The organism is Candidatus Leptofilum sp. (assembly GCF_965223525.1).
Classification (GTDB): Bacteria; Chloroflexota; Anaerolineae; order Promineifilales; family Promineifilaceae; genus Leptofilum.
On the sequence record NZ_OZ245005.1, the window covers coordinates 239,283 to 252,723 of the forward strand.

Consider the following 13,441-nt stretch of genomic DNA (forward strand, 5'->3'; position numbering starts at 1 on the left):
CGCTTGATTTCCTCAACGGAGAAGCTCCAGTTGATTTGAACCACATTTTTGGCATAGGTTCCTGCTGCTGGTATTGGGAACGCACCGATTCAGAGTAGCTTTACTCACCTACAACGGTTAGTGGCACAGGGAGAGCGAAAGCGTCACGGCCGTTTGGCAGCGTTAATCTTTCACCCGTAGCTGGATCATACAATCCCACAATAATTTGACCTTCTCCGGTGAAGTTCATTTCTCGCCAGCGCAGTTGGTGGGCATCCTGAATGTACTCACCTTCAACCCAGCCTGTGGTGGGGCGGCGGCCGTTGTTTGGGGCGGCATCGTGTTGAGCAACGAGACGGCCGTCTTCGACCGCCAGCACCTGGGCAAACACCGTGTAGCTCACCGGCTCTCCTGTACCCAGCGCTTGCCAATACAGCGTCAGCGGGATGGGCTGGCCTGTAGGCACCTGCGTGGGCGGCGGATCAACACCCACCAGCCGCGCCACGTCACCAAAAGTCACATCTAGCGGCACCTGTGGCGCGGGTGGCACAAAGGTGCGCTCATCCACGATGATTTGCACCTCGCCTAGGGCAAAGCTGGTGTCGCCTAATTCCGCAAAGAGCGTTGCTGCGCCAGAAACGGCCGTTGCAGGTACAGTCATCAAACGCTGTTCCCACACAAATTCACCAGCTCGCCACAAATTGGTAGGGTACTGATCCTGCGAGGGTGCGCTGTCATCTTGCGCTAGCGGCTGGCCATCCTGCCGCAGCACAAAGTTGGGACGCAAATCGGGCAGCGGCTGGCTACTTTGCCAACCAAGCTGCACGCCCAACGCCTGCCCTGGTCGCAAAAATGTAGTGGTGAGCAAAACGTGGGTTAACTGCAAGCCATCCGCCAGTTGGAGCGGTTCCGGCAGCGGCGGGTAGGGGTGCTCTGCGCCGTAAACGTGGGCTTGGTTGGGCAACGACCGTTCCACCTGCACCTGCCCCAACAACAGATTTTGCCCCAACGGTGTGCCTTGATTGTTGATAAAGTCCAATGTCTGCACTTCCCCCCGAACGATGTAAACGCGCAGGTTGACATTGTAGGCCAGCGGCGGCGTGCCGCGCTTGAACGGCACAAAATGGTACGTGGTCACAACTTCGCCCACCTCCCAGCGGTTGGTGGCACGGCCGTTGAGCGTTACCAACTGATCATCCCGGTCAGCCAGCTCAAGCCCCGTACTGTCTGTCACGTCCAGCACAATGGCATAGTTATGCGTCACCGAAGCCAAAAGCTGCCATTGCAGAGCCACCGTCACGCCATCGGCAGCGGTGGCGGTGGGCACCACCCAGCTACCGAGAAAAGAAACGTCACCGAAACGGCCGTCTCGCGGCAGCAATTCCGGCTCAGTCACAGGGCGATCCAGCCGATACTGGCTCAGTGTCAAATCATCCACACGCCAGCGCCGTACCAGGTTACCTGCGCTTTCCAATGCAAACGGTACCATTCCCTGCCAATCGTAAAAATTGTCAGCGTAATCCACCGTGTAAACGTGCGTGGAGCCAGCAGTCCAGTTCGCCAAATCAAGCCACGTTTGTTCCTGATGAAAAGCATCGGCCATCTGAATCGGTGCGTCGCCGTCGTACACAAACGGCATGCTCCAGTCGGTTAGCGGCACCAAAATCAGATCGGATGGCTCGGTCTCGGCTTCCAAAATGGCGGCGATTTGGCGCATGTCGTCTTTGGCAAATGCGGGGTCAAAAAAGTAATGTTGCAGCCCCCAGCCAGAAATCCAAATGAAGAGAACGGCCGTCACCAGGCGCATCCCGTTCGCCAAAAAGGCAGGCAGCGTCCGCGCGCCAATGCGAGGCGTAAGCAAATAGGCTAGCAGCAGCAAAAAACCATAGGCAAACATAGCGATGTAGCGCGGATGAGAAAATGAACGCAGCAGCCAGAGCGAGAAACTCAAAAACAGCGGCAGCAACCAAACCGTAAATAGCCACACCCCCCACTGATTTTGCCGCTGTAGCCAAACCCACACCAGCAGCAGCAGAATTAGCACAATCAGGCCAATGGCGGCCAACTGGACGCTCGGCTTCGCCAGCACATTCACCAGGCCAGTTAGATGAAAGCCCCAAACCTGAGGCAGCACAAAATCCCACGCTGGCGGCTGGTCTGAGATGTTACCCAGGTTGCTGGTGGCCCCTCCGCTGAGACGGTTGAGGAGAACGGCCGTTACCCAGGGCAAACTCGCCAATCCCACGCCTACCTGCATCTTGAACCAGTTCCTCAAAGCAGGGGTTTGCCGCGAATTACGCGAATTTGCGCGAATTTTTTGCGATAATTCGCGGCCACTCGCTTGAAATCCTGAAGGTAACAAAAATCTGGCAAGCAGCCAACCATTCACAAAAATCAACAAAAAGAGTGTGTTGTAGTGCAGGTGCAGTGCCAGCCACTCAGCCAAACCAAACGCTAACCAGATTCGGCGCGTCGGTTGTTCAAAGGCAACGCGGTTTGCTAGCAGCAACAAAAGCAGGTACGTCAGTGGCAAAAAGGCGTAAACCCGCACTTCCTGCCCGTACACCACCGAGAGTGACCAAACGGCCGTTAGCACCATGCCGATTACGGCCGTTCGCTGTCCAAACCAATCCCGCAGCACCGCATACACCAGCGCCACCTGCAAAAAGCTAGCCAATGCGGAAAAATAACGTGCCGCAAACGGCGTTGTTCCCGTCAGCAACACCCAAATTTTGAGCAGGAAGAAATAAAGTGGCGGGTGAATGTTAGCCGCGCGATTGGCGGCAATCTCGGCAAAGCTGGCCGTGGCTAAATGTAAGCTGATGCCCTCGTCCCACCACAAACTTTGGCCGTCTAGCAAAAAAATTCGCAACCAGAAGGCAGGCAGCAAAATCAACAGCAGCAAAAACAAACGCTGCAGCTTGCTCATGCCGGAGGCTGTGGCCAGTGTCCTCACCGCGCCACCTCTAGCAATGGCAACACAAATTGGTCACTGGGCAGCACCGTGCCATCTTCTGCCAAAATGGGCAGACGCAGACCGGTGGCTACCTTATACAGCCCCAGTACGATTTGGTAGCTGCCCGTCGGGGCATCGTCTGGCAGTTGAATGGCATATTCATCTATGATCACCTGGCCTGCGGCCCAGGTGTTGCTGGGCAAACCGCCCGGCCACTGATCCCCCTGAACCACAATTTGGCCATCCGGCCCCACAAAATGCACAAATGTAGAGAAAATTCCAACTGTCTGGCGGTCTGCCTGCCAATACAAAGTTAGCTGAATGGGGTCACCAGGGCTTGTGCTGGGCAAAGTCGAAGTAACGGCTGTTCTCGCCTGCAAATCGTAACCGCGCAATGAAATCAAATCGCCAAAGCGCAGCAAAACCGGCTGGCCAATATCGTCTGGCAGACTAAACAGACGGTCTGGCGATACCACACTCATCGTGCCTAAACTGATTAGTTCTGAGAGGGAACGGCCGTTGCCATCCAAAATGTCTACACGAAGATCGTGTGGCCCTGCTGCCAACTCTGCCGGAACCGCCACACGGTATTTTTCATGGATCACCTGCCCGGGCCGCCACAGCGCTGTGTCGAAGCGACTTAGTGGAAGCGTCATCAGCGGCAACTCATTGGCCCAAAACTGAAGCTGAAGGTCAGCGGACAGATCAGCCAACCCCTGCCAATATAAATCCACTGTGAAATTGCTCGCCGCTAGGATGCTCTCTGGCAAATCAGCTTGCCCTAAGAAAAGCAAAGTATTGTCCAGCAACGGTTGTGGTTCCGACTGAAGCGACAGCGGTGCGGTTTGGAAGAGTGGCGCGGGGACAACATCCAACTCGGCGATGGGTTGCACCACGCCTGCAAAACGGCCGTCTGCCCCCACCACGGGCAGCTGCGCCCCACTTTCATCGGCAAACAGGGATAGCTCCATACGGTATTGAGCAGGCAGCAAACCAGGCGGCAATTCCAGCGGATAGTGCCAGATAGGTTGCTCATCCGCCTGCCAATCTTCCGGGTAAAAATAGATTTCATTTAACAGCGGCATTTCCAGTTGTAACCAAAGCTGGTCGTTTTCATCCAGTAGGCGGATTTGGACGTTGAAACGGCCGTCTGTCGGCTGCACCAACTGCCACTGCACAAAAATATCCAGTTGATCATCTTGAACGGCCGTACCCGCAGCCAGCAACTCAATCTGCCCACCAAACTGAACTGTCTGCGCCCGCCACACAATTTCTGGCTCAATTGGATCATTATTTGCATAAATCCACGCCTGAATCTCGCCATCGTACCGAATACAATGAACTAATCTTGGCCCCGAACAAGGATTATAACGAAAGTGATCTACTTGTAGATTGGCTAATGTACCCACAATGAAATCAGCTTCTTGCCGATTATTCTCGACATTTATTAAAGTGCGGCCAGGGAAAAATGGGGCAAAAGCCGGGCCAATGCTCACAACGGCCGTTTTCTCCGCTACACCAGGCTGTTCAGCCAGCCACTGCGCGGCTGCGCTCACTCCTTCCCCCCAGCCCAGCGGCATGATGTGTTTGGCCGTTAGCGTTCCACCCGCAAGTGGATTATAGGCATTGAGCAAGTAGGGAACGGCCGTAAGCAAATACACCAGCGCAGCAGCGCTCCCGCCAACCACCACATGCCGCGTCAAGGACGGCCGTAACCGGAGCAACTGTCCCCAACCCAACGTACCCAGCAGATAAAGCAGCGGAAGCGCAGGTAACAGGTAACGATCATACTTTTTGGTCGCTTGCGCCAGAACAATAATGAAAAAAATCGGCCAGAATAGGGAAATCCACAGAAACGGCAGTTGCCACCAGCCTGTGGGCAACTGCTTCCAGCGCAGGCCAAACAAAGCAGCCAACAGCAGCCCCGCAAACGGTATCGGGTTCAGCCGAAACAGCAGCGCCACCGGATAAAAAACAGAACCGTGTTCCTGCTTATAAAAACCGGCAAAAAACGTTCGCGGGAGAGCTTCCTCAGTTTCATGAAAAATAGTGCTAATAATTGTTTCATAACTGCCTGCAGGATCTGCCCATAAAGCAGGCAGCAACACAAACTGAATCGCTATCATGGCTGCCAGCCAAATCAGCCCAAGTGCCACGCTCCTTCGCCACTGGACTCGCCAAGCCAGCAACGCTACAACAAATGCCAACCCAGCAAACGGAATCAACGTTAGCCCCGCCGATTTGGCTAAAATGGCACAACCAGCCGCCGCTCCAGAAACGGCCGTAAACAGTAATGGGACGCGGATGGACGCGGATGGATGCGGACTTTTTGGGCTGGTTAGGGCAATTGCTAAGGCAAGAAGAGAAATTGTGGTGAAGGTGGTCAGCAGACCATCCACATGTAGCAAGCCAGACAAACCCGCCACAAATGGATCGAGCGCCAGCAAACCTGTTGCCACCGCCGCCGCCCAGTCACCTGCCAATCGCCGCGCCAGCCCAAAAATGGCGAGCAATCCCAAACTATTGACACCTGCTACCGCAATGCGCCCAGCACTCAAAAAGGTGGCTAGTTGGGGAAATGCGGCCGTATTTTCCGGGGCCAGCCAAGCCAGATGGGTAATCCAATCATAAACGGCGATGTCAGTCGGCCGTAGCCATAGCTGCACCTGAATCCCTAACGCCCCAAACCAGGTGGTTAGCACCCCCGGATGCCCCGTGGTCAACGTAGCCACCCACTCACCCTGCCCCAACGCCTGATGGAACAGCACCGAACGATGCACCCAATTGAGCTCGTCGGGCGTAATGTAGTTACCCAATGCCGCCAAACGTGGCAAAAGCGCAGCCACAAATAGCAAAATTGAAAAAATGGTGGCTTGGCGGGAAGATAACGGCCGTTGCCACTGCAAGAACAGTTTCATTACCACAATCATATCCCAAAGCGGGTTAGGTGGATACTTATTTTGTGGGGGCTAGATGGGGAGAAACGGCCGTTGCGGAAATATCACCAACCATTTCATCTGTTACCATATGAACATCATTAACAGGAGTAATGTTATATTGCCAGCAACATCAAACCCAGTATAATCGGAGAAAATGCCCAAGTGGTAAATTGAAAGTGAGGATGAAGAGTTTTGAGTGACAATGTAGCAAATTTAGGAGGGGGCGAAAAAAGCCACCCAATGGAATTCCTGTTGGCCGAGGAATTAAACTTACCCTCAATTGGAGAAACACGACAAGGATGGGTAATTGAACATCGTAACAATGCAATATTGATTGATATCGGCGCCAAGTCTGAAGGTGTGATTTCTGGTTCCGAATTGCAGCAGATGGATGACGAAACCCGTGCACTGCTTTCTGTTGGTAATGAGGTGTCTGTTTACATCGTCAATACAGAAGACCAATACGGCAATGTCATTGTCTCGTACGCCAAAGCGGCAGAAGAGCTTGACTGGAATAAAGCAGAAGCGCTGATGGCATCGCAGGATGTGTATGAAGGCAAGGTCATTGGCCAAAATAAAGGCGGTCTTTTGGTTAAATTAGGTCAATTGCGCGGATTTGTACCCAACTCCCAAATTAGTCGCCGTCGCAACTATGGCGAAAAACAAAATGGCAAACTTACCAACAGCATGATTCAAACCAAAGTCATTGAGGTAGATCGTAAGAGAGGCCGTTTAATCTTATCTGAGAGAGCTGCTGAAAAAGAAGCCCGTCAAGCCAAACGTGCCGAAATTTTAGGGAAGCTCAGCGAAGGCGATGTCCTGAAAGGGCGCGTTATCAATTTAGCAGATTTTGGGGCATTTATTGACGTTGGCGGCGTTGAAGGCCTTGTTCATTTATCAGAACTTAGCTGGAAGCGTGTAAACGCCCCGGCAGACATCCTGAAAGTTGGGGATGAAGTAGAAGTTTATGTTCTCAACATTGATGAAGATCGCGAACGGTTGGCACTGAGCCTGAAGCGTATGGAGCCAGACCCGTGGACCATCATTGATGAGTATTATTCCGTCGGGCAGTTGCTAGAAGCAACCATTACCAAGATCACTAAATATGGTGCCTTTGCCCGGCTAGAAGATGATTATGCCCTGGAAGGTTTGATTCATATCTCAGAGTTGTCTGAGAATCATGTGAATCACCCGCGAGATGTAGTACAACCTTCTCAAACGGTAACAGTCCGCATTATTCGTGTGGATAAAGACCAACGACAGTTGGGCTTGAGCATAAAACAAGTTGTTTCTGACAAGTTCGTTGAGGCAGACCTGGAAAAATTAACAACTATCCAGGAGTAGTGGGAAATAGTGGGGAGCCGTACACAGTAACATAGTATTGGAAACGGCCATCGCTACTAACACTGGAAAGTTGTTCACCCAGTCTGCAATCACGAATGTGAATAACCTATTCCAAATTGCCTTTAAATTTGTGAATGGGCCTAAAGTAACCGTTCGATTTCGATACGGCAGTGTAATCTTTATATCGAACGGTTACCAAGAACCGAGGTGAGCACCGGTGAACTCTAAAAATTGGGAACGTTTTACACAACGCGCCAGACGCGTTTTGAGTTTAGCTCAAGAAGAAGCTGAACGTTTAAATCACAACTACATCGGCAGTGAACATGTCCTCATTGGCTTGCTGCGTGAAGAAGGTGGCGTCGCGGGGCGTGTGCTGCGTGAACTAGGTCTGGATGCAGTGCGCGTTCAGGCAATGGTCGAGCGACTGTCAGGTGGCCCTGGCACCCGAACCCCCTTCACCAAAATTGAACTTTCCCCTAGTACCAAGCGCGTTTTGGAATTAGCCGTAGAAGAAGCCCGACGAATGGGGCAGCATTACATCAGCACCGAGCATTTGCTGCTGGGCTTGGCACGGCAAAATGAAGGCTTGGCGATTGATGTTTTGCGTAAATTTGGCATTAGCGCAGAGCAAATTCGGCGGCAAACCCGCCGCATGCTGCGCGAAAGCCCAGTTGCAGCTAGCGAAAGTAGCAGTTCCACTCCCCGCCGTGCTGCCAAGAAAGAAAAAAGCAAAACCCCAATGGTGGATCAATTGGCAACAGACCTGACCGCTCTAGCAGAGGAGAATAAGCTAGACCCAGTTATTGGCCGCAGCATGGAAATCGAGCGGGTTATCCAAATATTGGCACGTCGCACCAAAAACAACCCAGCGCTCATTGGGGAGCCTGGTGTTGGCAAAACTGCCATCATCGAGGGTTTGGCCCAACGCATCATAGACGGCCGTGTCCCCGACATTCTCCATAACAAGCGAGTCTTGCAGCTAGACGTAGGCAGCTTAGTGGCTGGCACCATGTACCGAGGTCAGTTTGAGGAACGCCTCAAGCGCGTCATTGAAGAACTTAAATCCAGCGATGCCATCATGTTCATAGACGAGGTGCATATGCTGGTTGGGGCCGGTTCTGCTGGCAGCTCTGTAGACGCCGCCAACATTTTGAAACCTGCGCTGGCGCGCGGTGAGTTGCAAACGATAGGCGCCACCACGCTGGAAGAGTACCGCAAATACATTGAAAGTGACGCTGCTTTGGAACGTCGCTTCCAACCCATTCATGTAGACGAGCCAACTCCTGAAGAAAGCATTGAAATTTTGCACGGCATTAAAGGTGCTTACGAAAAGCATCACAATCTTTTTATTACTGAAGAAGCAATTGAAGCGGCCGTTAATCTTTCCACACGGTATGTCACCGACCGCTTTTTGCCAGACAAGGCCATTGACCTGATAGATGAAAGCGCATCACGGGTTCGCATGTATCGCGTTCCGCAACCTGCGGACATTCGTGAAGCCTATGACACGCTGCGAGACCTCCGCACCGAGCGAAAAATTGCAGAGGATGAACGCCGCACCGAAGACGTGATGCACCTAAATGAACGTGAAGAAGAAATTCAGCGTCAACTAGATCAGCTACGCGCCGGCAGTGCTGAACAAGAGAATTCAGTTAGCGTAACGGCCGAAGATATTGCTGAAGTTTTGTCCATGTGGACCGGCATTCCGATTTACCAATTTACCCAGGAAGAGTCAGCCAGGCTGCTGGAAATGGAAGATGAATTGCATAAACATATCGTCGGGCAGGGCGAGGCAATTGAAGCGATTGCTAAAGCTGTTCGGCGAGCGCGTGCTGGTTTAAAAGACCCACAACGCCCAATTGGCTCTTTCATTTTCCTCGGCCCAACAGGCGTGGGGAAAACCGAACTCACGAAGGCATTGGCCAAATTCCTGTTTGGCAGTGAAGATTCACTTGTGCAGCTAGATATGTCTGAATTTATGGAGCGGCACAATGTGGCTCGACTGGTTGGTTCGCCCCCAGGATACGTTGGCTATGAAGACGCTGGGCAGTTGACGGAAGCGGTGCGGAGACGGCCGTATTCCATTGTCGTCTTTGATGAAATTGAAAAGGCCCATCCTGAAACGTTCAACATTTTGCTGCAAATTATGGAAGAAGGTCATCTGTCTGATGCCAAAGGGCAAAAAATCAACTTCCGCAATACCATCATCATCATGACCTCCAACGTTGGGGCAGACACCATTCGGCGTGGGCCAAACCTGGGGTTTGCCTTTCAGCGGGATGACGCCCAGGTTGAGCAAGAGCAGCACCGCGAAATGCGTAAAACGTTGATGGACGAGCTAAAACGGCAGTTCCGGCCTGAGTTTATCAACCGGGTGGACAGCATTGTGGTGTTCCGCCAACTAAGCAAAGAAAATATTCGCCAAATTGTAGATATTATTCTGAGCGAAGTGAATGAGAGATTACTTGAGCACGAACTTTCAATTAGTGCCACTGATGCAGCCCGCGACTGGCTGGGTGAACATGGCTATGATGCTGAATTTGGAGCACGCCCTCTGCGCCGGCTTGTTCAAACTGAGGTGGAAGACCGTTTATCTGATGCTGTTTTAGCAGGTCATTTTACTAATGGTGATGTGGTAACGATTGACGTGGAAGACGATGAAATCGTTTTGAAAAATGTGGAAGAAACGGCCGTACCCGCCACTTCGTGATTTAGCACATAAAACGGTACAAAGATCAAAAAAGCCCTGGCGCTGATGCCAGGGCTTTTTTGATTTGTCATCAATTACTCGCAGGGCGGAATGTAAAGCACCTGCCCCACTTCAATTAAATGATAGTTGTAAATCCGATTTGAATCTGCCAAAAACTTGGTATCCACGCCGTACTTGGCAGCAATTTGGCTCATTGTTTCGCCAGCCTGCACAATGTGGAGCGTGCGGGTGCTAACGGGCGAAATATGCCCTGCGCGGCCCATTGGCTCTGGCGTAAATGTTGGTGGCAATGTAGGCGTGGCCGTCACTTCTACTCTAGGGGCCTCCTCCTCAGGTGATTCGGAATCCTGAGCCACCTCATTTTCTTCAGCACCGTCACTGCCACCACCAACACCTGGCAGCTGCGAGCAAGCAACAGTTGCCAATGCAAGAAGTAAGATAAAAAGTAAAATTTTACGCATGATGTCTCCTCATTTGTCTTGCAGAAGCCACATCCCTAGAAACCCCTGCTAGAAAAATGCCCCAGCTCATTCTGGGGTACTACAAAAATGCAGAAATGTTATGTCGCAGATTGTCTCAAAAATCAGATCAGTTAAACATAATCTTAATTATTATAGCAGAGACAATCCAATTTTTGAAGAAGCAATAATAACCTTAAGGTAACATAGCCATAATTAACCTAATGGGAGCCGCAAAAAAATCCCTATTAGCATAAAATTCTCACAAATTTTCTGGCTATTCTCCCTTTTTGGGCAGCATATTAGGACGGATGTACTAAACATTTACGTGAATAAGTCGCAAATACCCATTGTGTCTTGTCTGGCAGCGTCATTATAATTTTGCATGATGATACCTAAAACGATCGGTCGTTACCGAATCAAAGCAGAACTCGGTCGTGGCGGGATGTCAACAGTGTATCTGGCACATGATCCCCGTTTTGAGCGGGATGTTGCCATCAAACTGCTGCCTCTCGAGTTACTTCACCAACCCACCTTCCGTCGCCGTTTTGAACGCGAAGCTAAGGTCGTTGCTTCGCTGGATCATCCTGCCATCGTGCCAGTATATGATTTTGGCGAAGAGGAAGGCCAACCTTTCTTGGTGATGCGCTTTATGACGGGTGGCTCTTTGGGGGAACGGCTCAAGCAAGGGGCCATTTCTATTGCGGAATCTGCTCGCATCATGACCAAGCTGGCACCAGCGCTCGATGAAGTTCATCTGCATGGTGTCATTCACCGCGATCTCAAGCCTAGCAATATCCTTTTTGATCAGCGCAATGAGCCGTATATTTCTGACTTTGGTACAGCCAAGCTGAAGTACGCCCATACCAAGTTAACAGACACCGGGGGAGCAGTAGGCACCCCGGCTTACATGAGCCCAGAGCAAATTCAGGGAGATGGTGAGCTAGACGGCCGTTCCGATATCTACACGCTTGGGGTCATCCTGTTTGAGATGCTGACAGGCAAGCACCCATACCAAACCAATACACCTATTGCCGTGGCTGTTAAGCATATGTTTGAGCCGGTTCCCAGCCTACAAGATATGGAGCCACACTTGCCGCCCGCCTGCCAGGAACTCATCGTGCAGGCAATGGCCAAGCAGAAGGAGTATCGGTTCCGCACGGCCGTAGAGTTTGCCCAGGCGCTAGAAAAAGTGTCTGAAACAGTTGAAGATACCCACAAGCTAACATTGGCTGAAAAAGCACCTGGCCAACGTTTTGCGCTCATTATTGCCAACTATGAGTATGATGATCCGACGCTAGCGCAGCTGATCAAACCAACTGCCAATATTCACACCCTGGCCTACGTATTGCAGAATCCGGCCGTTGGCGGCTTTGTGGAAGTTAACACGCTCATCAACGAATCTGCCGATGGGGTGCGACGAGCCATCTCCCAATTTTTTGCCGATCGCAACAAAGATGATTTGCTGCTGCTCTACTTTATGGGGCACGCAGCTTTGGGAACGCGCGGGCAGCTGTACCTGACGGTAAAAGATACTGAACATGAGCTGCTTCGCGGCACGGCGATTCCAGCTCGTTTTATTGCGGATGAGATGGACAATAGCCTGTCTGAACAGCAAATCCTGGTGATGGATTGCTACTACAGCGACACCGTACCTTCTGAATCGGCAGGAACGATTGGCCGAGATGTGAATACATCAGATACGTTTGCTCATAATGGGTTTAAGCGTGTGGTGGTAACGGCCAACGACAGCACGCAGTACAACTGGGCAAAGGGCAATGTGCAAGGGGATGCCGAGCCATCCTTGTTTACTGAACATTTTGTGCAGGGGCTGTTGAGCGGCGCGGCAGATTCTGACCACGATGGCAAAATCACCATTGATGATCTGTTTGCCTACGTGAAGCAGCAGCTCACGGCATCGGTGGCAGACAAACCGTCGCAGGTGCCGCGCAAATGGGTACCGTATGCCTACCAGGATGCGTCTGATTTGGTGATAGCCTGCAATCCAAATTATGAGATTGCTCAGGTGATTGAACAGGAACATGGTTCTGCGATTATGCCAAGCGTTGTTCAGGAAAGGAGTGCGTTGGTGAAACGGCCGTATCTCCCCCTCTCCAAATTCACACAGCGCCCGGCCTTGTGGCTGGCTGGGTTGGCTTTGCTGGCCACGGCTTTTGTGGTGCTACTGGCGGGGCAACCGTGGCGTGTTGAAGCAGGTGATTTGGCGACCAACAATGCAACCAGCAGCACAGCTGCCATTGTGCAAAGCGGCACAACCAATCTGGGAACCACAACCACTAGCAGTAACGGCGTTACGGCGGTTGAAACCAAAGCATTGGCAACAGAAACAGCAACCAACCCGCCACCTACACCAACTGCCGAGCCAACCTCGCCACCTACGGAAACGGCTACTTCACCAACGCCTACTGACGAGCCAACAGTTGCGCCGACGGCCACGGTAATCACAGCAACCAGCGAAAGCGAGCAATCTCAGGTAACGGCGTTGCTCTCCTCTAGCCTGTACGTTAGCCCAAACAGCAATTCACAAGAAATTACGTTTGTTGGCGTGGGAGAAACCGTCACCGTGCTGGGGCGTTCCGAATTTGGTGAATGGCTTTACGTACAAAACGAAGCTGGGCAAGAAGGGTTTGTGTATGCGCCACGACTGGGTTGGGCGGGAGATTTTGAGGCGTTAACCGTTGTCACAGGAACGGCCGCTTCTAACATAACAACCAGCACATCCGGCAGTAGCTGCTCTGGTGCTGCTTGCCCAATACTCACCATGAACCTGTACCCGTTGCCCGGCACGCGCTGCGAAGTGGATGCCAAATATCGCACCGTTTTTATTGAGGGGATCGGCGGAAACGGCCGTTACACCTATTACTGGAACGATCAGAAAGTGGGTGGCCCCGTTAGTGAAGGGTTTGCCTTTGAAGTACAAAGCAATGATGGGGCTGCGGTTATTGGCATAGGCAAAATCATTTCTGGTGATGGCCAAATTGTAGAAATGGAACTGTTTGTTGGTGATTTTAGCTGCAATTAGTTGACAATATCA

At 51.8% G+C, this 13,441-nt stretch carries 6 protein-coding genes; 3 read left to right on the plus strand and 3 right to left on the minus strand.

Features of this window, described 5'->3' with window-relative positions:
* Positions 1 to 100: 100 nt before the first annotated feature.
* Entirely contained in the window at positions 101 to 2,935 is a 2,835-nt protein-coding gene (locus tag ACOQPM_RS18200) for a glycosyltransferase family 39 protein (RefSeq protein ID WP_420631682.1), read from the minus strand.
* The gene (locus tag ACOQPM_RS18205; RefSeq protein ID WP_420631683.1) at positions 2,932 to 5,853 is read right to left on the minus strand and encodes an ArnT family glycosyltransferase; all 2,922 of its coding nucleotides are present in this window, start codon (positions 5,851 to 5,853) and stop codon (positions 2,932 to 2,934) included. Before ACOQPM_RS18205 ends, ACOQPM_RS18200 begins: the two co-directional genes overlap by 4 nt.
* A 213-nt stretch (positions 5,854 to 6,066) precedes the next feature.
* Here ACOQPM_RS18205 and ACOQPM_RS18210 point away from each other — a divergent pair, with 213 nt between their 5' ends.
* Both ACOQPM_RS18210 and ACOQPM_RS18215 read left to right on the plus strand, forming a co-directional pair.
* A complete protein-coding gene (locus ACOQPM_RS18210) occupies positions 6,067 to 7,218 on the plus strand; it encodes a 30S ribosomal protein S1 (RefSeq protein ID WP_420631684.1) in 1,152 nt (383 codons plus the stop codon).
* Between the two features lie 217 nt (positions 7,219 to 7,435).
* A complete protein-coding gene (locus tag ACOQPM_RS18215) occupies positions 7,436 to 9,928 on the plus strand; it encodes an ATP-dependent Clp protease ATP-binding subunit (RefSeq protein ID WP_420631685.1) in 2,493 nt (830 codons plus the stop codon).
* Positions 9,929 to 10,002: 74 nt separating this feature from the next.
* Here ACOQPM_RS18215 and ACOQPM_RS18220 read toward each other — a convergent pair whose 3' ends face one another.
* Positions 10,003 to 10,389 carry a LysM peptidoglycan-binding domain-containing protein gene (locus ACOQPM_RS18220; protein WP_420631686.1) on the minus strand — a complete coding sequence of 129 codons (387 nt, stop codon included), beginning with the start codon at positions 10,387 to 10,389 and terminating at the stop codon, positions 10,003 to 10,005.
* A 385-nt stretch (positions 10,390 to 10,774) separates the two neighbouring features.
* On the opposite strand from ACOQPM_RS18220, the gene ACOQPM_RS18225 reads away from it, so the two are divergent.
* Complete coding sequence (locus ACOQPM_RS18225) at positions 10,775 to 13,429, plus strand: protein kinase domain-containing protein (protein WP_420632425.1); 2,655 nt, start codon at positions 10,775 to 10,777, stop codon at positions 13,427 to 13,429.
* Positions 13,430 to 13,441: the final 12 nt, after the last annotated feature.